This is a genomic window from Dyella solisilvae (genome assembly GCF_003351225.1).
GTDB lineage: Bacteria > Pseudomonadota > Gammaproteobacteria > Xanthomonadales > Rhodanobacteraceae > Dyella > Dyella solisilvae.
This window is the reverse complement of record NZ_QQSY01000001.1, coordinates 1,568,023-1,585,588: the sequence shown is the minus strand read 5'-3', so window position 1 is coordinate 1,585,588 and position 17,566 is coordinate 1,568,023. Positions and strand designations below refer to the sequence as shown.

General features: G+C 66.6%; 20 protein-coding genes. 12 read left to right on the top strand and 8 right to left on the bottom strand.

Translation table 11 applies throughout. From position 1 onward, the window contains the following. The first annotated feature begins 60 nt into the window (after positions 1-60). Positions 61-1,077 carry a zinc-binding alcohol dehydrogenase family protein gene (locus tag DVT68_RS07000; protein ID WP_114824256.1) on the top strand — a complete coding sequence of 339 codons (1,017 nt, stop codon included), beginning with the start codon at positions 61-63 and terminating at the stop codon, positions 1,075-1,077. 80 nt (positions 1,078-1,157) lie between these two features. Here the strand turns inward: DVT68_RS07000 and DVT68_RS06995 are convergent, their stop codons facing one another. Both DVT68_RS06995 and DVT68_RS06990 read right to left on the bottom strand, forming a co-directional pair. After that, entirely contained in the window at positions 1,158-2,525 is a 1,368-nt protein-coding gene (locus tag DVT68_RS06995; RefSeq protein WP_114824255.1) for an FAD/NAD(P)-binding protein, read from the bottom strand. 37 nt (positions 2,526-2,562) lie between these two features. After that, entirely contained in the window at positions 2,563-3,084 is a 522-nt protein-coding gene (locus DVT68_RS06990; protein ID WP_233523370.1) for a cupin domain-containing protein, read from the bottom strand. 283 nt (positions 3,085-3,367) lie between these two features. Between DVT68_RS06990 and DVT68_RS06985 the strand changes: the two genes are divergently transcribed. Further along, on the top strand, positions 3,368-3,655 hold the full coding sequence (locus DVT68_RS06985; RefSeq protein WP_114824253.1) for a hypothetical protein: 288 nt from the start codon (positions 3,368-3,370) through the stop codon (positions 3,653-3,655). A gap of 87 nt (positions 3,656-3,742) precedes the next feature. Here DVT68_RS06985 and DVT68_RS06980 read toward each other — a convergent pair whose 3' ends face one another. Further along, positions 3,743-4,396 (bottom strand): energy transducer TonB, encoded by a 654-nt coding sequence (locus DVT68_RS06980; protein ID WP_114824252.1) that lies wholly within the window; start codon positions 4,394-4,396, stop codon positions 3,743-3,745. A gap of 174 nt (positions 4,397-4,570) precedes the next feature. Further along, on the bottom strand, positions 4,571-5,398 hold the full coding sequence (locus DVT68_RS06975; protein ID WP_158543462.1) for a universal stress protein: 828 nt from the start codon (positions 5,396-5,398) through the stop codon (positions 4,571-4,573). A 311-nt stretch (positions 5,399-5,709) separates the two neighbouring features. Here DVT68_RS06975 and DVT68_RS06970 point away from each other — a divergent pair, with 311 nt between their 5' ends. From DVT68_RS06970 to DVT68_RS06960, 3 genes are all read left to right on the top strand, one after another. Continuing rightward, complete coding sequence (locus tag DVT68_RS06970; RefSeq protein WP_114824250.1) at positions 5,710-6,144, top strand: hypothetical protein; 435 nt, start codon at positions 5,710-5,712, stop codon at positions 6,142-6,144. Between the two features lie 144 nt (positions 6,145-6,288). After that, positions 6,289-6,957 (top strand): PAQR family membrane homeostasis protein TrhA, encoded by a 669-nt coding sequence (gene trhA / locus DVT68_RS06965; protein ID WP_114824249.1) that lies wholly within the window; start codon positions 6,289-6,291, stop codon positions 6,955-6,957. 17 nt (positions 6,958-6,974) lie between these two features. Beyond that, on the top strand, positions 6,975-7,325 hold the full coding sequence (locus DVT68_RS06960; protein ID WP_114824248.1) for a TfoX/Sxy family protein: 351 nt from the start codon (positions 6,975-6,977) through the stop codon (positions 7,323-7,325). 17 nt (positions 7,326-7,342) lie between these two features. Here DVT68_RS06960 and DVT68_RS06955 read toward each other — a convergent pair whose 3' ends face one another. Both DVT68_RS06955 and DVT68_RS06950 read right to left on the bottom strand, forming a co-directional pair. Further along, positions 7,343-9,121: a DUF885 domain-containing protein gene (locus DVT68_RS06955; protein WP_114824247.1), complete on the bottom strand. Its 1,779-nt coding sequence runs from the start codon at positions 9,119-9,121 to the stop codon at positions 7,343-7,345. An 87-nt stretch (positions 9,122-9,208) separates the two neighbouring features. Then, positions 9,209-9,691: a DUF456 domain-containing protein gene (locus DVT68_RS06950; RefSeq protein ID WP_114824246.1), complete on the bottom strand. Its 483-nt coding sequence runs from the start codon at positions 9,689-9,691 to the stop codon at positions 9,209-9,211. A 116-nt stretch (positions 9,692-9,807) separates the two neighbouring features. On the opposite strand from DVT68_RS06950, the gene DVT68_RS06945 reads away from it, so the two are divergent. Beyond that, positions 9,808-10,461, top strand: coding sequence for a protein kinase family protein (locus tag DVT68_RS06945; protein WP_233523369.1), 654 nt, complete (start codon positions 9,808-9,810; stop codon positions 10,459-10,461). A gap of 12 nt (positions 10,462-10,473) precedes the next feature. Here DVT68_RS06945 and DVT68_RS06940 read toward each other — a convergent pair whose 3' ends face one another. Then, entirely contained in the window at positions 10,474-11,385 is a 912-nt protein-coding gene (locus DVT68_RS06940) for a LysR family transcriptional regulator (RefSeq protein WP_114824245.1), read from the bottom strand. A gap of 115 nt (positions 11,386-11,500) precedes the next feature. On the opposite strand from DVT68_RS06940, the gene DVT68_RS06935 reads away from it, so the two are divergent. Then, positions 11,501-12,103, top strand: a complete 603-nt coding sequence (locus tag DVT68_RS06935) for a short chain dehydrogenase (protein WP_114824244.1) — start codon at positions 11,501-11,503, stop codon at positions 12,101-12,103. A 57-nt stretch (positions 12,104-12,160) separates the two neighbouring features. On the opposite strand, the gene DVT68_RS06930 is transcribed toward DVT68_RS06935, so the two are convergent. Then, positions 12,161-12,937, bottom strand: coding sequence for a ferredoxin--NADP reductase (locus tag DVT68_RS06930; protein WP_114824243.1), 777 nt, complete (start codon positions 12,935-12,937; stop codon positions 12,161-12,163). 363 nt (positions 12,938-13,300) lie between these two features. On the opposite strand from DVT68_RS06930, the gene DVT68_RS06925 reads away from it, so the two are divergent. From DVT68_RS06925 to DVT68_RS06905, 5 genes are all read left to right on the top strand, one after another. Further along, positions 13,301-13,918 carry a TMEM175 family protein gene (locus DVT68_RS06925; protein ID WP_158543461.1) on the top strand — a complete coding sequence of 206 codons (618 nt, stop codon included), beginning with the start codon at positions 13,301-13,303 and terminating at the stop codon, positions 13,916-13,918. Positions 13,919-13,940: 22 nt separating this feature from the next. Beyond that, on the top strand, positions 13,941-14,945 hold the full coding sequence (gene dusA / locus DVT68_RS06920) for a tRNA dihydrouridine(20/20a) synthase DusA (RefSeq protein ID WP_114824241.1): 1,005 nt from the start codon (positions 13,941-13,943) through the stop codon (positions 14,943-14,945). Positions 14,946-15,040: 95 nt separating this feature from the next. After that, complete coding sequence (locus tag DVT68_RS06915) at positions 15,041-15,358, top strand: PepSY domain-containing protein (RefSeq protein WP_114824240.1); 318 nt, start codon at positions 15,041-15,043, stop codon at positions 15,356-15,358. Then, on the top strand, positions 15,358-16,050 hold the full coding sequence (locus tag DVT68_RS06910) for a response regulator transcription factor (protein WP_114824239.1): 693 nt from the start codon (positions 15,358-15,360) through the stop codon (positions 16,048-16,050). Before DVT68_RS06915 ends, DVT68_RS06910 begins: the two co-directional genes overlap by 1 nt. Then, positions 16,016-17,434: an ATP-binding protein gene (locus DVT68_RS06905; protein WP_114824238.1), complete on the top strand. Its 1,419-nt coding sequence runs from the start codon at positions 16,016-16,018 to the stop codon at positions 17,432-17,434. Before DVT68_RS06910 ends, DVT68_RS06905 begins: the two co-directional genes overlap by 35 nt. Positions 17,435-17,566 lie beyond the last annotated feature (132 nt).

Below are 17,566 nucleotides of genomic sequence, written 5' to 3'. Positions count from 1 at the left end.
GACGTTTGGCGGCGCAGAATCCCTTCCCTGACTGCTTCGACCTTGTCCCCGGAGACCTGCATGAAAGCCGTTGCCTATCGACACATCCTGCCCATCAGCGATCCGAACAGCCTGCTCGACGTCGAACTGCCCACGCCGGTGGCGCAGGGGCGGGACCTGCTGGTGAAGGTGGAGGCCATTTCGGTCAACCCAGTCGACACCAAGGTGCGCAAGCGCGCCGACCCGCAGGGCGCCGACAAGGTGCTCGGTTGGGATGCGGCTGGCGTCGTGACGGCCGTGGGTGGTGACGTCACCTTGTTCAAGCCAGGCGACCGGGTCTTCTACGCCGGAGCGATCGACCGCGCAGGCAGCAATGCCGAGTATCAACTCGTCGACGAGCGCATCGTGGGGCGCATGCCGTCCACGCTCGATGTTGTGCATGCCGCGGCGATGCCGCTCACTACCATCACCGCGTGGGAACTGTTGTTCGATCGGCTTGGCGTGCCGCGCGGAAGCACCGCGCGCAGTGGCGTCATCCTGGTGGTCGGCGGCGCCGGAGGCGTGGGCTCGATGGCGATCCAGCTGGCGCGTCGACTGACCAACTTCACTGTAATCGGCACGGCTTCGCGCGACGACAGTCGACACTGGGTGCAGGAGATGGGCGCGCATCACGTGGTCGACCATCGCGGTGACCTGGTGGCCGCGGTCAAGGCGGTGTCACCGCAGGGCATCGACTATGCGCTGAGCCTGACGCACACCGATCAGCACTTCGTCGCGCTCACCGAACTGCTCAAGCCGCAGGGCAAGCTCGGCCTGATCGACGACCCGGCTTCGCCGCCAGACATCCGCCTGCTCAAGGCCAAGAGCCAGTCATTGCATTGGGAGTCGATGTTCACGCGCTCGCTGTTCCACACCGAAGACATGCAGGCGCAGCACCAGTTACTCAACGAGGCTGCGGACCTCGTCGACGCCGGCGTGCTGCGCAGCACGCTGCGGGAGAACCTCGGGACCATCAACGCGGCGAACCTGCGTCGCGCGCACGCGCAGCTGGAAAGCGCCAGCACCATCGGCAAGCTGGTGCTGAGCGGTTTCGAATAAGACGAAAAGCAGAAGTGAGGGGTTGGAAGTTGGAGTGGCTCTCTCTCACTCCTCACTTCTCTTCACTCACTTCTTCTGCTTTACCCCTCCAGCAGCCGGTCCGCCAGATGCCGCGCCTGCTGCCGGATTTCCGGCATCGCGGTCGATTCCCACAGCACGCCACGCAGCAGCGTGCCGATGGCGTAGAAGTGCGGCCAGGTGTCGCCGTTGTGCTGCAGGCGGCCTTCCGGCGTGGCCATGCAACCCAGTCCGAGCGCATCGGGCGCCACGTGCTGGTTGGTGGCCAGCTGACGCACCAGCGGGTGGCGCGTGCGCAGTACGTCGGTATTGAGTCCCACAGTCTGGATCACCAGGTCGGCGTCCAGCGTTTCAAACCCATGGCCGTGGGGACGACGAAGGGTCAGATGCAGCTTGCCATCCTCCATCTCCACCGCCTGCAATCGTCCGCGCCGGCGATGCAGACGGCCTGACTGCTCCAGCGCCTGCATCGAGGTCATCACCTGGGGTGGCATGCGATGGCGCACACGCTCCCACGCCCAGCGCGCGTGACGCAGAAAGCGCGAGCGCTCGATCGGTGGCAGCAACGCCCACAGTGATGGTGTATGCGGGCGCAGGCTGTCGATCACGGTGCGCCAGTCTTCGCTGTGCGCCATCGCCTCGCGCAGCAGGCGGAACCAGCTGCGAATGCCCGGTGCGTCGTGCATGGCGGCGATGAGGTCGCTGCCGTCGTCGCTCGGCGCCGAGGCGGCAGGCAGGTGGGGCTCAGGCAGCAGGCCGTGGCGCGAGATCGCTTCGAAACTCGCGTTGGGCCACAGCGCCGCCAGTTCCAGCAGCACGTCGACCGCGGTAAGGCCGAGACCGATGAGCACGACTTTGCGCGGGCTCGGATCGGGTTTGATCGAGGCGAGGAAACGCCACGGATCGGTGACGTACAACCCGCTCTCCAGCGCCGCTTCGCTGACGCCGGCGAGTGGTTGTGGCGGCAGCGCGCCAAGCGCGAGCACGGCCGCGTCGACGCGGCTGTTCTCCTCGCCATGGATCACGGTGACGCCATCGTTCTCCGGCACCAGCGCATCCACCGCGAACGGCAGCACGCGCACGTCATGCCCGGCGCTACGCGCGCGCTCGAGCGCACTCGCCACTTCGGCTTCCAGATAGTCGCCATACAGACGACGCGGCAGGAAATCCGTGCCGGCGATGGTGTGGTCGCCGCGCTGGGCGAAATCGAGAAAACCACGCGGCTTGGCCGCGAACATGCTCATCGACGCGGCGCGCACGTTGAGCAGGTGACGATCCGAACGCGTGCCGTAGGCGACACCGCGCGCCGGCGTGCCACCGCCGGTATACCAGTCCACGTGCAGCGAGTGCGGCGCCTGACGATCCAGCAGTTCGCTCAACAGCGCTGCCGCAGCCGCGCCGCCGCCGATGATGGCGACCCTTCGATACATGCCACTCCCTTAAAAAAGCTGAATTGTCAGACGCGACTCAAGCGTGCAGGCGGCCCGCGATGGCGCTGCGCTGCGGCTTGGCGAGCCATTGGCCGGCGAGTCCGGCTTCTTCGTATGTGAGGTACTGTGCCAGATCGCCACCGTAGACGTGAAGCGTCAGCGCTGTTTCGTGGCGGGACAGATTGCGGCAACGGCGAGCGTAGCGATCGTCCTCATCGAACCAGCTGGCGTCGCCGGGGCCCAGCCAGTTGCGTCCCGCCAGCCGCAGATCGTTGCCGATGCCGTCGTGATCCCACGACTGCACTTCGAGTGCGCCGTGCAGTGCAATCTCCAGGCCCCACAGGCCGCCGTGATTGTGGATGTGCGTGGTGTGATTGGCGGGCCACGCCGTAACCAGCACGCTGATCGACGGTTTGCCACGCCGGGCCACCAGCCAGTGCTCGAAGCCCTGGTTGCGGCTGCGCAGATCGGCGAGGTCGTCCGTCAGCGCGTGACGGTGCCGATGAACTTCGCGTCCCAGGTCCCTCGCCATCGCGGCGAGGTCTGGCTGTCCACTCACGCCATATCCGTATGCAATGTCACGCAGCGCCTTGAGATGTTGCATGTGTCTTGCCATGCGATGCCACTCAACGGAAACCGGCGCGCAGTGGAGCACGCGCTTCGTTAAAGTCCCGTAACCCGTCTGCATTGTCGCGGCGCATCATCGGCATGACTTTCGCGACATGCGCTCTTGCTCGCAAAAGCGCACGATGCTGTTCGTGAGGCCTTGAAAGTGGCATCGACCGCCTGCATGACGTTCGTTGCACGATGGCCGCCAGACGCAGACCGCAAGGAGGTACGTCATGATCGGAATGAGCGTGCTCTTGATGCTGGTGGTGGGCTTTTGGCTCGCCGCGTTGGTGATCGGCACCATGTTCAAATTGACCTTCGCGCTCATCGGGGGGCTGTTCCATCTGGTGGGCGCGGTGCTTGGCCTGGTGTTCGGTGGCGTGGCCTTGTTGATCATCGCGCCGGTGGTGGCCTTGGCGCTGTTGCCGGTGACCTTGCCAGTGATCCTGCTGGTGGCGGTGATCTGGGCGATCGCGCGCGCAGCACACCGCCCGGCGCCGGCGCCTGCGACGGTGCGCTGATCGAAGAAAGTTGCCGTGGAATGGCCCGACCTGGCGGTCAACGCAGGCCGGGCCTTTCCTTTTGCGGGGTCGTTCGACGCCGCGCGGTTACAGCTGGTTGAGATTGAACGTCACCGGCACCCGCGCCCACGCGCGCACTGCACGTCCGTTGACCATCGCCGGCTGGAACTTCCAGCCGCGCAGCACCTGGTCGTGCGCGCTGCGATCGAGCAGTGCATAGCCGCTGCTTTGTTCAATGTTCACTTCCTGCGGCACGCCTTGCTCGTCAACCAGCACCCGCAGCACCACGGTGCCCTGCATGTGCGTGCGCAACGCCTGTGTCGGGTAGCTGAGCGGCACGGCGCGATAGGCCAGCGTGGCCTCGATCGGCGCGTCGCCTGTGGTTGGCTCTGCGGCGGGCTCGACGGTGGGCGTGACGGGAGGGGCCGCGATGCTGCCCTGATCGTTGAGCGTCACCACGGGAGGCGTGACGGGCGGCGCCACCTGCGTATGCGGCACGGTTTTAGGGGGCGCGATCTTTTCCATCTTGATCGCCGGCGGGTCGGGCGCTTTCGGCGGCGGCGTGATCCAGCGGACCTGGGTCTGGGTCAGCTGCTGCACTTGTTCCACCCATTGCGGGGCCATGGGGCGCAGCACGGCGACCAGGGCCACCAGGTTGATGGCGATGGCGCCGCTCAGCGCGGCGATGCGAGCTGCATCGGGATGGGCGTGACGGGGTACGGCCAGGCTTGCGGACGACATAGGCGACCTCCTGACGTATCGATGTTGGGTTGTCGCACGGCGCGCCGCGGGGGGGCGCGGTGGGGTTCGAGCCGGTGCGAGTCCAGCCTATGATCGTCAAAAAGGCTTGCGCAAGTGGCCGTATGGAAGGCTATTCTTGGCGGAGTAGCCGGCGGTTCGGTGAAACGGCTTTTTTCAGTGCGCCACCAGCATGGGTACGTCACCGTGCATGAACAGGTGGCGGGTAGTGCCGCCGAGCACCATCTGCGCCAGGCGCGAACGGCTCCAGGCCCCCATCACGATCATGTCGGCGCCTTGCGCGTGCGCGGCGTCCAGCACGGCGGGACCCGCTGCATGGCTCGGGCCAGCATCGATGGTGTCGATGCGCGCGCGGATGCCGTGGCGCTGCAGCCAGTCGACCAGGCCCGGTGGGGGCAGCACCGGCAACAGGTCGGCGTTCATTTCGCTGCCATCGAGTATGTGGACTTCCTCGGCTTTCTGCAGGATCGGCACCGCCGCGGCCAACGCCAAGGCGGATTCGCGGCTGCCGTTCCACGCCACCAGCACCTTGGCGCCGATGCTTGCCACGGGCGCCAGGTCGGGCACCACCAGCACCGGCCGCCCGCTGGCGAACACGCTACGCGACACCGAGCCGAAGCCCACCGGCGCATCGCTGCGCTGTTGGCTGCGCTCCATCACCACGAAGTCGTAGCCTGACGCGGCCTGACTCACCGTCTGTACCGTGTCGCCCTGGCTTACCCGCCAGACGCCGGTGAGGCCATGCGTCTCGAGCGTTTGTCGCCAGACGCCCTCGTGCGCCTGCGCCTCGGCGACGCGGCGCTGGGTTTCCTCCAGCTGCACGGGCACGGCTTCCGGAAGACTGAAGGCGGTGGCTGGCAGGTCCGCCACGTAAAGCGCATCAAGGCGCGCGCCTAGACGCAGGGCGAGGCCCAATGCGGCGCGGGGCGCGGCGACAGCCAGGTCGAGATGGTCCAGATGCAAAAGCAGGTCGATGGTGGTCATCGCACGGGTCTCCTGATTCCTGGTCCGCGTCCAGCTTAGAACCTGCCGCCGATCGGCGTGTAGCCCACGTTGCCGCACGGGGCGTGGGCTGGGAAGATCGGCCCCAAAAAAAAGCCCCGCACAGGGTGGCGGGGCGGTAAGGCCGGACGTCGGGGGAGAGAGAGGGGACGCCCGGGTGTCCCATTCTCTAAGCGACTGGCTTGGCTCCGCGTACATCCGGGGTGAAGGGGGTATTCACGTGGCAGACGGTTCGCGGTTGCCAGAATCAAGTTCTCGCCAGGTGATGGCGAAAGTGGACTCAGGAGGCGGACATGGCGGTATGGAAATACCTGGGCGCGGCGGCGCTGGTGTTGGCCGGGACTGCGGCCACGTCCCCGGCGCGTGCCGGTGACCTCGAGTGCAAGATGAATTTCAGCCTGTCGGGCTGGTCGGTGTTCTACCAGACGGCCACCGGCAGCGGCACCGTCCACTGCAGCAACGGGCAGAGCATGGGCGTGCACATCCGCGTCAAGGGCGGCGGCCTCACCTTCGGCAAGAACGAAATCGACGACGGCGTCGGCAAGTTCTCCGGGATCACCAGCATCAGCGAGATCAAGGGTCACTATGCCGATGCGGGCGTGCATGCCGGCGCGTCCAAGTCCGCCGGCGCCCGCGTGATGACCAAGGGCAATGTCTCGCTTGCGCTCAGCGGCACCGGCAAGGGCTGGGATCTCGGTGTCGCGTTCGGCGCCTTCATCATCGAGTAGGGCTGACGGTGACAGCGCCCCGGCGGCGGCCGGAGAGGGTGAGCGGCCTGAAATCTGACCGGTTCACTTGCATTCGTTGGCGGGGCGGTTAAGGTGCTGGAATCCGTACGCCGCCGTACGCTTAAGTCCCATAAGGAATTCCCCATGTCCGCCACTTCCAGTGCGGCCCTTCCGCGCTATGCCTTCGGCGATGAACTTGCCAGCAGCGTCATCCATGGCATCGGCATCCTGCTCAGCATCGCCGGACTGGCCACGCTGGTGGCGTTCTCCGCGCTGTATGGCGATGTGCGGGCGGTGGTGGCCAGCGCGGTGTTCGGCGCCACGCTGATCCTTTGCTACACGGCATCCACGCTCTATCACTCCGTTTCCGGCCCGCTGGCCAAGCGGGTGCTGCGCACGTTTGACCACATCGCGATTTTCCTGCTGATCGCCGGCACCTATACGCCGTTCACCCTGGTCGCCTTGTCGGGCGCATGGGGCTGGAGCCTGTTCGTGGCGATCTGGACGATGGCGCTGATGGGCAGCGCGCTGGAGCTGGGCCTGCTCAAGCAGTACCGCAAACTCGCGGTGCTGATGTACGTGGGCATGGGCTGGGTCGGCCTGATCGCGTTCAAGCCGCTGTCCGAACACCTGCAGGCTGGCGGCATGACGCTGCTGATCGCCGGCGGCGTCACCTATACGCTGGGCGTGCCGTTCTACCTCTGGCGCAAGATGCCCTACCACCACTCGGTGTGGCACTTCTTCGTGCTTGCGGGCAGCGTGCTGCACTTCCTCGCCGTGCTGCTCTATGTGATTCCCCGCGCGCCGGCGTGAACCCCGCGCTGTCAGCGATGCGACGAGACCTGGAGGACGCCGCCACACATCTGGGGCGTCCCCACGATCTGCGCTTCCACCCGATGTTCGGCGGCTTGATGGCCTACTTCGATGAGAAGCCCTGTGCATGGCTATCGGCGCAGGGCCTGGCGCTCAAGCTCGCCAGCGCCGACGTGGAGTTGCTGCTGACCCACGAGGGCGCCACGCCTTTCCGCAATCGTCCTGATGCGCCGCCCAGCCGCGGCTACGTCATCGTGCCGCCGTCGATTCGCCAGGACACGCCACGGTTCGCCGAGTGGCTGGAACGCAGCGCCAGCGCCGCCGTCGCCCATAAGAAGAGGCCGCGCCCGAAGACGCGGCCCCGTTAGTACGGCGCGCTCGCCGGTTACTTGGTCGACTGCGTTTTCTGCTGCGACGGGATGAACTGGGTACGCACGGCTTCGGCCAGTTGTTCGGGCGGAAGCAGGCCCTGGCCGATCACGAAGTCGTTGAAGGCCTGGCGATTGAAGGCCTTGCCCAGCGCCAGTTCGGCATTCAGGCGCGTCTGCTGCAGGCGCATGTAACCGTAGAAGTACGCCGTGGCCTGGCCGGGACTGTTGAACGTGTAGCGATCCAGTTCCTCCTGGGTCAACGCCTCGGACAGACCCACATCGTTACGCAGCACGTCGTGCGCACGCTCCTTGCTGATCAGGCCCAGGTTGAGCATCGGATCCAGATAGGCACGGGCGGCACGCATCAGGCGGGCCTGCAGCGCCGCGAACTGACCGGACGGCGGCTCGTACGGCAGCATTTCCGACTCGGCATACAGCGCCCAGCCTTCCACGTTGACGCTGTTGAAGGCGAACAGGCTGCGCGCCAGCGATACGCCGCGCTCGACCATCGCCGCGAACTGCAGCTCATGGCCCGGGCGACCCTCATGCGCGGTCAGCGTCCAGGCGGCGGCCTTATAGGTGAAGTCGTCGTAGGAATCGGACTTGTTGCCGCTGGGGTTGCCCATGGTCAGCACGAAGGTGCCCTGTTCGCCATGGTTGTTGACGAGCGGCGGCGGATCCATGTGCGGCGCCGGCACAGCGGCGGTTTCGGCTTCCGAGGCAAGGCGCATCTGCATCTTGCGCTGCGGCAGCGTGATGATGTGCTCGCGGCGGATGGTGTCCTCGATCTTGCCGATGATCTCGTGGTACCACGGCACCACGTCATCCTTGCCCAGCTGCTGCTGCTTGAGCGCCTTCAGCACGTCGCGGTAATCGGTGGACTGGATGCCTTCTTCCTTCGCCACCACCGGCGCCAGCACCTGCATCTCCGAGCGCAGCTCGACGAACTCCAGCTGGGCCTGCTTGATGAGCTCTTCCGGCGGGATGTCGATGCCGACCTGCTTGAGGTTGTAGGCATACAGCGGCTCGGGCAGGCGGAAGTCCATGCGCTCGCGTGGCACGATGGTCGCGCGCACCCAGGTGTCGTAATCCTTCAGCTGGCTATCCATCGCATCGAGCGCGGCCTTGCCCTGCGCGTCGTCGAGCTTGTACTTGGCGAAGAGCTGGCGAATGCCCTGCGCGTAGCGCTGCGTGTTGGAGAGCTTCTGCTCGACCTCGTTCTTGTACGGGCCGATCAGCGCCTTCTCGCCGATGCGCTCCATGGTCTGCGCCTTGGCCAGCTCGACGATCGGCGTGCAGCCCGGCGCCTTACCGACGTAACATTCCAGGCGCTTGAGCGCGGACGGTCGGCGCTTGGCGTCGACATCATCTTTCAGCAGCGCAAACTCGCCCTGGAAGATGGTCTGTCCCACGTCCTGGTAGGGCAGCATGTATTTGTGGTTGAGATCGATGCCTTCGACCTGGTCGTTGACGGTCTTGAGCATGATCTGCAGGTCCTGGCGGACGTTCGGGTCCTTCTCGCCAGCCAGCATCTTGTCCAGCTTGCCCTTGGCGTCGACCAGCGCCGCCCGGAAACGTGCGTCGAGGTCCGGCTTGAGGTCAATCACCTTGTCGTCGTAGCCCGGCACGCCGATCTGCGAGGCGAACTCGGGATTGAAGCGCGCCAGGACATCGAGCAGCACCTTGGCGTCGGTGTTGCTGCGATCGACCCAGGTCGGGGTCTTGGTGTCGGCGTACGCGGATCCGGTGGCTGCGAGCGAGACTGCCAGGGCAAGGGCAAGGCGTTTGGACATGTCGGCTTCCGAGTGGATGTGGCCGCCCAAGCCTAAAGGGCTGGCCTGAGCCCGCGCCATGTGCCGAAGGTCGCGGCCGCGCAGGGTCTAGTCGACCAGCCAGGCAAAGGCGAACAGCCCGATCATCATGAAGGACAGCACCAGCTTCACCAGGACACCGCACAGCAGTCCCAGCCAGGTGGCGGCGCCCACATGGGCCGAGCGAAGCACGCTGGTGCCCGAGGCCAGTTCGCCGATCAGGGCTCCGACGAAGGGGCCTAGCAGCAGGCCGGGAATACCCAGGAACATGCCCACCAGGGTGCCGAGGCCGGCGCCGGTCAGCGCACGCGGGCTGGCGCCCACCCGCTTGGCGCCCAGGGTGGCGGAGACGAAGTCGACGATGATGCCCATGGCGGCCAGCGCGCCGATCACCACCAGCCACACCACGCCCACATGACGGTACTGGTCCACCGCGGCGGCCAGCCAGATGCCGCCGAAGATCATGGGGATGCCCGGTAGCGCGGGCACGATGTTGCCGACAACGCCTCCGATGATCAGCAGGGTGGCGAGCAGGTACAGCGCAATGTCCATCAGTGGCTTCCGGAGCGGCTTGTCGGATGGTGCAGCAGGCGGTGGTCGGATCGGTGACAATAATCCGCCCAGTGGCGAGCCGGCGAGTGCGGGCGGCCCAGCCTGACGGAACGTCTGTGAACACGACCCGCGACACCCTGCTCAAGGCCGACGAACTCGGCCGGATTGAACTGACCGAACGTGGCGGCGTCAGCGTGATCCGCCGCGATATCGGCGCTGCGCGCTGGTGGGCGCGCGCCTTTGCACGTCGCGCCGCGGCGCGCGAGGCCCGTGCGCTGGCCAAGCTGGCCGGCGTCGACGGCGTGCCGAGCCTGCTCGGCTGGAACGGCCACGAGCTGCTGCGCGGCTACATTGCCGGCGCCCCGATGCAGCAGGCGCAGCCGCGCGATCGCGCCTACTACCGTGATGCCTTGCGCCTGCTGGCGGTACTGCACCGACGCGGCATCGTGCACAACGACCTGGCCAAGGAACCGAACTGGCTGGTGCGCAGCGACGGCCGGCCGGCGCTGGTGGATTTCCAGATCGCGTGGACACGCGGTCGGCGCGGCGCCCTGTTCCGGCTGCTTGCGCGAGAGGATCTGCGTCACCTGCTCAAGCACAAGCGCACCTACTGTCCGGAAGCACTCAGTGCGCGCCAGCGCACCATCCTGGACCAGCCCGCGGCGCATTCGCGGCTATGGCGCGCGACCGGCAAGCGCCTGTACAAGCTCATTGCGCGCCGCGTGTTCGGCTACTGGGACAACGAAGGGCAGGGTCGCATCCGCGACTGAGTTCGTTCGCTCCTACTCGGCATGGCTTTGCTCGCTCCGTGCGCCGAAGCGCTCGAGCAGGAAGTCGATCATGCTGCGCAGCTTGGCCGTCGGGCGCCGATCCGGCGCATACAGCAGGTGCATCGGCGTCGCCGGTGGCGCCCAGCCGGGCAATACGGACTCGAGTCGCCCGGCTTCCAGGTCATCGGCCAGCAATACCTCGGGCTGCAGCACGATGCCGGCGTCGTGCAGGGCAGCCACCCGCAGTGCATCGCCGTGGTCGACCGACAGCCGACCGTGCACCGGCACGTCGCAGATCTCGCCATCCGCGCCGGTCAGGCGCCATTGGTCGCGTCGCCGCCAGTTGGACAGGCCCAGGCAGACATGCGTTGAGAGATCCCGTGGATGCTGCGGCGTACCGTGGCGCGCCAGGTAGCCCGGCGAGGCGACCAGCAGCATGCGGTAGGGCAGGAGCGGGCGCGCCACCAGTTGCGGGTCGTCGATGGCGCCGATGCGGATGGCCAGCTCGTAGCCCTCGCCAACCACGTCGACCACGCGGTTATCCAGCGTCAGGTCCACGCTCACGTCCGGGTACCGTTGCAGATAGTCGGTGAGCGCCGGCGTCAGTCGCCGGCTGCCAAAGCTCATCGGCGCCGTCAGGCGCAGGCGGCCGCGAGGCGTGGCCTGCAGTTCGGATGCGCTGGCCTCGGCCAGCTCGACGTCCGCCAACACCTGCTTGCAGCGCTCGTAGTACAGCCGGCCGACTTCAGTCAGCTGCTGGCGGCGGGTGGTGCGATGGAGCAACCGCGCGCCGAGCCGCTGCTCGATGGCGCGGATGTGCTTGCCGGCCATGGTCGGTGACACCCCGCTGGCGTCCGCGGCGGCGCTGAAGCTGCCGCTTTCCACCACGCGCACGAACATCGCCATGCTCGCCAAGGCATCCATGATTCAAAACCCATGGTTTGTAATGGGTCAAATCATGGCACGTTTATCGCCCTGCGGTTTGTGGGGAAACTGCGGACAGCCGGCCCGCCGGGTCGGATCATCCAAGGACCATCCCATGCGACTCCTGCTTGTCGGCGCCAGCGGCACGGTTGGCCAGGCCGTGGCCAATGAACTGGCCCCATATCACGAACTGATCCGGGCCGGCCGTCACTCCGGCGACCTGCGCGTGGACCTGACCGACATGGCCAGCGTCGAGCGCATGTACGAGGCGGCGGGTCCGCTGGACGGCGTCATCACCACCGCCGGCAACGTGCACTTCGGCGAACTGGCGCAGACCACGCCCGCACAATTCAACCTGGGCCTGCAGGACAAGCTCATGGGGCAGGTCAACGTGGTGCTGGCGGGCATCCGCCACCTGCGCGACGGCGGCTCGTTCACTTTGACCAGCGGCATCACCGGCGCCGAGCCGATCCGGCTGGGTGCAAACGCCACCACGGTGAATGCTGCGATCGAAGGCTTCGTGCGCGCCGCCGCCACCGAGTTGCCGCGAGGCCTGCGCATCAATGTGGTGAGCGCGACCCTGCTCACCGAATCGCAGGACGCCTATGGCCCGTATTTCCCGGGCTTCGAGGCGGTGCCGGGCGCGCGGGTGGCGCTGGCTTATCGACGCAGCGTGGAAGGCGTAGGCAGCGGGCGCGTCTACACCGTCTGGCAATAAGCGCATCACTCGGCGCGTAGGAGCGCACCTTGTGCGCTCCTACAGGAAAGACCATTTCTACTTGTCGACGAACGCGCGCTCGATCACGTAGTCGCCGGGCTCGCGAGTGCGCGGGGAAACCTGGAAACCGCGCGCATCGAGCAGGTCGCAGGTGTCGTCCAGCATCTGCGGGCTGCCGCAGAGCATGGCGCGATCGACGGCCGGATCCAGCGGCGGCAGACCGACAGCCGCGCTCATGGCGCCGTTCACGATGGCATCGGTGAGACGGCCCTCGTTGCGGAACGGCTCGCGCGTCACCGTGGGGAAGTAGATCAGCTTCTCGCGAACCAGCTCACCGAGATACTCGTGTTTCGGCAGCTCGTTCTCGATGTAGTCGCGGTAGGCGAGGTCATTGATGTTGCGCACGCCGTGCGCGATCACGATCTTTTCGTAGCGCTCGTAGGTTTCCGGATCGCGCGCCAGGCTCATGAATGGCGCCAGGCCGGTGCCCGTGCCCAGCAGGTAGAGGTGCTTGCCAGGCTTGAGGTCGTTGAGCACCAGCGTGCCGGTCGGCTTGCGGCTGACGATGATCGGATCGCCGGGCTTGAGGTGCTGCAGGCGCGAGGTCAGCGGGCCGTTGGGCACCTTGATGCTGAAGAACTCCAGGTGCTCTTCGTAATTGGCGCTGGCGATCGAATACGCGCGCATCAGCGGGCGGCCGTCCACCTCCAGTCCGATCATCACGAACTGGCCGCTGTCGAAGCGGAAGCCAGGATCGCGCGTCGTGCGGAAACTGAAGAGGCTGTCATTCCAGTGGTGCACGTCGATCACGTGCTCCGTCGCCAATGCCACCATTGCCGGGTACCGTCGTAGATAAGTGAAGCTGCAGGCAACCGCGCCGGCCAGAGGGCCGGAGCCGGACTCGCGTGGGGAGGGCGATGGTCCGCTGCGCCTGACGAGTGCTGCCTTGGGTGCAGCGTATGGGTGCGCATTATGCCATCGGGGGCCGCTTCGTTCATGATCGGGCTCAGGCCGCGGCAAGGCGTCGGCCTGACAGCCAAGTGCTGCCGCGGCGCGGTCTGGCGAGGATCGGGCACACACGGGTCGCGCGCGGCACTCGCTCGGGCTAGAGCGCTGCGTCATCATGACGCGCGACCGGCGCAGCCCGGCGGCGATGCACCACCGAAGCCTGTTTCGTACTGCACGGGAGACTGGGCAATGACGCAGGACGAGGAAGTCCCGGAGATTTCGAAGCATCTGGATCGGCTGGTCCTCCTGTCCGATGGCGTCTTCGCCATCGCCATCACGCTGTCGGCGATCGAGATCCATCCGGAGCTGACGGCCGGCATCACGCTGTGGCAGGCGTGGGGACCGCCGCTGCTGACCTATTTCGTCAGCTTCCTGCTGATCGGCGTGGTGTGGCTGATGCACCGGCGCATGCTGGCCTACCTCCGCCACATTGACGGGCCAGGCACCCTGCTCAACTTGCTGGTGCTGAGTCTCGTGGCGCTGGTGCCGGTGGTGGTGCGCTTTTGGATCACCCATCCCGAGAAGGAAGGCGGCGTACTTGTCTATGCCGTGGCGTTCGCCGTGCTGTACACGTGCCTGGCCCTGTCGTGGGGCTACCTGGCCTTCATCGCGAGGCTGGCGCAGGGGGTGACGCGCGAGGCGGCGATGCAGCTGCTGGCCAAGCAGTGCTTTGTGGTGGCGGCGTTCGCGGCGATGGCGATGTACCAGCTGGGCTGGATGATCCCGGCCGTGCTATTCGCGGTGGCGGCGGTGCCCTTGCGCTGGCTGGCCTGGCGGTACGGACGGGGCGGCGGCCCGGCGCCCTGAGCCAGCCGGTACAATAGGCCGCATGTCAGCCCCCGCCGAATATCCACGCCAGCCGCTGCAAAAGGAGGACTGGCGCCTCACCGTCGCGCCCATGATGGACTGGACCGACCGCCACTGCCGGTATTTCCACCGGTTGCTGTCGCCGCATGCCCGTTTGTATACGGAGATGGTGACCAGCGCTGCGCTCGTGCGCGGCCAGCAGCTGCGCCTGCTCGAACATAGCCAGCAGGAACACCCGGTGGCGCTGCAGCTGGGTGGCAGCGAGCCGACGGAACTGGCGGTGGCGGCGCGCTACGGCGCCGACGCCGGCTACGACGAGATCAACCTCAACGTCGGCTGCCCCTCCGATCGCGTGCAGTCCGGCCGTTTCGGGGCCTGCCTGATGCGCGAGCCGGCCCTGGTGGGCGATTGCGTGAAGGCCATGCGTGACGCGGTGGACGTTCAGGTGACGGTGAAGTGCCGCATCGGCGTGGACGACCAGGACGACTACGCCGACCTGCAGCACTTCACCGAGACCATGCTCGGCGCGGGCGTGGAGGTGCTGGTGGTGCACGCGCGCAAGGCCTGGTTGCAGGGCCTCAGTCCCAAGGAAAATCGCGAGATCCCGCCGCTGGATTACCAGCGGGTGTACCGCCTCAAGCGCGAGTTTCCCGAGTTGGTGGTGGTCATCAACGGCGGCATCACCACGGTGGAGCAGGTGCGCGACCACCTCGCCCAGGTCGATGGCGTGATGCTGGGCCGCGCGGCCTATCACGATCCGTATGTGCTGGCCCGGGTCGAGGCCGAGCTCTACGGGGAGCCGCTCCCCACCCGTGAGGACGTGCTGCTGCGCCTGCGTCCCTACATCGAGGCCGAACTGGCCCGCGGCACGTCGCTCAAGCACATCAGCCGCCACCTGCTGGGCCTTTATCAGGGCGAGCCCGGCGCGCGCGGGTTCCGCCGGCGCCTGAGCGAGGGCGCCCAACTGCCGGGCGCGGGCTGGCCACTGCTTGAACAGGCCGTGGCCCAACCCCGGGTCGCCGCGTGACGGCGCACGTTTGTCCGGTCAATATTCAGGCCAGATTCCATAGTCTGAACGACGATGGCGTATCGCCCCGCAGGTCATCGAGTTTGCTTAACGAAATGAAAACATTCCTGCGCGCCACCCCCCTGCTGCTGATGCTGACGACGGCGGCTGCCGCCGAGGCGGCGCAGTCGGCCGAGCCGGCCATGTCGCTGGAGCAGGCGGTGACCCAGGTGCAGCAGGAAACGGGCGGCAAGGTGTTGTCGGCCACGACCGTGCGTCGTGGACGCAGCTCCTTCGAGCATCGGGTGAAGGTGCTGACGCCCGAGGGGCACGTGCGGGTGGTGACCGTAACCACGGAAGCCAGCAAGCCGGCTACCAACGATTCGACCAAGAACCCGTCCAATGACGGCGAAAGCAACAAGGAGAAACACTGATGCGCATCCTTTTGGTTGAGGACGAGGCGCCGCTGCGCGAAACGCTCGCCGCCCGCCTGAAGCGCGATGGTTTTGCCGTCGATGCAGCCCAGGATGGTGAGGAAGGCATGTATCTCGGTCGTGAGGTGCCGTTCGACCTGGCGATCATCGACCTGGGCCTGCCCAAGATGTCGGGCATGGACCTGATCAAGTCGTTGCGCGAAGCCGGCCAGCGCTACCCGATCCTGATCCTCACCGCCCGCGGCGGCTGGCAGGACAAGGTGGAAGGCCTCAAGCACGGCGCCGACGACTACCTGGTCAAGCCCTTCCACGTCGAGGAGCTGCTGGCGCGCATCAACGCGCTGGTGCGTCGCGCCAGCGGCTGGTCCAAACCGGTGCTCGCCTGTGGCCCGATCAAGCTGGACACCACCGCGCAGACGGTGACGGTGGAAGGCAAGGTGGTCGACCTGACCAGCTACGAATACAAGGTGCTCGAATACCTGATGCTGCATGCGGGTGAGCTGGTCTCCAAGGCCGACCTCACCGAGCACATTTACCAGCAGGACTTCGATCGCGATTCCAACGTGCTGGAGGTCTTCATCGGCCGTCTGCGCAGGAAGCTGGACCCCGAAGGCAACCTCAAGCCCATCGAGACGGTACGTGGACGCGGATACCGCTTTGCCATCCCTCGCAGCGAAGCCGAAGACGAGTGATTCTCCGCCCCCGCGCCGCCCGTTTTCGCTGGCGGCGCGCGCGGCGCTGGCCACTGGCTTCGTGCTGGCGGCGTTCCTGGGCGTGGTGGGCCTGACGCTCACCCGCACCGCTTCGGACAGTGCACTCAAGGGGCTGCAGGATCGCCTGCAGAATTTCGTCGTGGCCTACCTGGCCGGCACCGAAGTGGGCCGCTCGGGCAAGGTGCTGCTGCCCGACACGCCGCCGGACCCGAGCTTCTCACGGCCCGGCTCGGGCCTGTATGCCGTGGCCATCGGCGACAACGGCTTCAAGTGGGAGTCGCCCTCGGCGATCGGCCGTGATTTCAGTTTCCTGCGTCCGCTCGCTCCCGGCGAAGGCCAGTTCGTCGGTCCCGTCGATACGCGCATGGGCCGCCTGTACTACTACACCTATGGCGTGGCGCTCGACACCGCCGAGAAGAAGTCGGTGCATCTCACCTTCATGGTGGCGCAGACCGAAGACCAGCTCGAAGGACGCAATGCGGTATTCCGGCGCAGCCTGATCTTCTGGCTGGCCTCGCTGGGCGTGATGCTGATCCTGCTGCAGCTGCTGTTGCTGCGCTGGAGCCTGACGCCGCTGCGCAAGGTGGCCAACGAGATGTCGCGCGTGGAGCGTGGCGAACGCGACCACCTGGGCGATCAGTACCCGGCCGAGCTCACCGGTCTCACCGAGCGCATCAACGCCTTCATCGACAGCGAGCGCGAGCAGCGCGTTCGCACGCGCAACACGCTGGCCGATCTCGCGCACAGCCTGAAGACGCCGCTGGCGGTGATCCGCTCCAGCCTGGAGAGCGCCCGCGACGAGGCCGGCCAGCGCGACCCGATGCTGGAGCAGGTGCGCAAGATGGATGAACTGGTCGCTTACCAGCTCGCGCGCGCGGCCACCTCGGGCCGCCAGACGTTCGCGGCCACGGCGATCCCGATTGCCGGCCATGCCGAAGACCTGGTGCAGAGCCTGGAGAAGGTCTACGCCGCCAAGAACGTGCTGTGCGAATTCGACATCGACGACAACGCCTCCTTCTACGGCGAGCAGGGCGACCTGCTGGAGATGATGGGCAACCTGCTCGAGAACGCCTTCAAGTGGGCGCGCCATCGGGTCTTGTTGGTGGTGAAGATGCGCCCCGTCGCCGGCCGCCAGCGTCCGGGCCTGTGGCTGAGCGTGGAAGACGATGGCCCCGGCATCGACGACGACAAGATCGATAGCGTGCTGCAGCGTGGCGTGCGCGGCGACGAGCGCGTGCAGGGCCATGGCATCGGCCTGTCGATCGTGCAAGACATCATCCGCGCCTACGGCGGCGAGCTGGTGGTCGACCGCTCCCCCGAATTCAACGGCGCCCGCTTCAGCGTGAAGTTGCCGCCGAGCTAATCCGCCGTCTTGCTCTGGGAGCGCACGCCATGCGCGACCGCGGCGCGGCGGCATCTTCATGCCATTTCGTTATCGCGCCGTCCCGCACGGCGGCATCACCGCTCCATAGGCTTTTCGTGCGCAAGGTGCGCT

Bases quoted from the DNA above. Each gene is read 5' to 3' on its own strand.
- DVT68_RS06975 (WP_158543462.1), bottom strand. From the start codon at position 5,398: ATGACCACCATCGACCTGCTTTTGCATCTGGACCATCTCGACCTGGCT.
- DVT68_RS06980 (WP_114824252.1), bottom strand. From the start codon at position 4,396: ATGTCGTCCGCAAGCCTGGCCGTACCCCGTCACGCCCATCCCGATGCA.
- DVT68_RS06935 (WP_114824244.1), top strand. From the start codon at position 11,501: ATGCGACTCCTGCTTGTCGGCGCCAGCGGCACGGTTGGCCAGGCCGTG.
- dusA (WP_114824241.1), top strand. From the start codon at position 13,941: ATGTCAGCCCCCGCCGAATATCCACGCCAGCCGCTGCAAAAGGAGGAC.
- trhA (WP_114824249.1), top strand. From the start codon at position 6,289: ATGTCCGCCACTTCCAGTGCGGCCCTTCCGCGCTATGCCTTCGGCGAT.
- DVT68_RS06950 (WP_114824246.1), bottom strand. From the start codon at position 9,691: ATGGACATTGCGCTGTACCTGCTCGCCACCCTGCTGATCATCGGAGGC.
- DVT68_RS06955 (WP_114824247.1), bottom strand. From the start codon at position 9,121: ATGTCCAAACGCCTTGCCCTTGCCCTGGCAGTCTCGCTCGCAGCCACC.
- DVT68_RS06940 (WP_114824245.1), bottom strand. From the start codon at position 11,385: ATGGATGCCTTGGCGAGCATGGCGATGTTCGTGCGCGTGGTGGAAAGC.
- DVT68_RS06910 (WP_114824239.1), top strand. From the start codon at position 15,358: ATGCGCATCCTTTTGGTTGAGGACGAGGCGCCGCTGCGCGAAACGCTC.
- DVT68_RS06930 (WP_114824243.1), bottom strand. From the start codon at position 12,937: ATGGTGGCATTGGCGACGGAGCACGTGATCGACGTGCACCACTGGAAT.
- DVT68_RS06985 (WP_114824253.1), top strand. From the start codon at position 3,368: ATGATCGGAATGAGCGTGCTCTTGATGCTGGTGGTGGGCTTTTGGCTC.
- DVT68_RS07000 (WP_114824256.1), top strand. From the start codon at position 61: ATGAAAGCCGTTGCCTATCGACACATCCTGCCCATCAGCGATCCGAAC.
- DVT68_RS06925 (WP_158543461.1), top strand. From the start codon at position 13,301: ATGACGCAGGACGAGGAAGTCCCGGAGATTTCGAAGCATCTGGATCGG.
- DVT68_RS06960 (WP_114824248.1), top strand. From the start codon at position 6,975: ATGCGACGAGACCTGGAGGACGCCGCCACACATCTGGGGCGTCCCCAC.
- DVT68_RS06915 (WP_114824240.1), top strand. From the start codon at position 15,041: ATGAAAACATTCCTGCGCGCCACCCCCCTGCTGCTGATGCTGACGACG.
- DVT68_RS06995 (WP_114824255.1), bottom strand. From the start codon at position 2,525: ATGTATCGAAGGGTCGCCATCATCGGCGGCGGCGCGGCTGCGGCAGCG.
- DVT68_RS06970 (WP_114824250.1), top strand. From the start codon at position 5,710: ATGGCGGTATGGAAATACCTGGGCGCGGCGGCGCTGGTGTTGGCCGGG.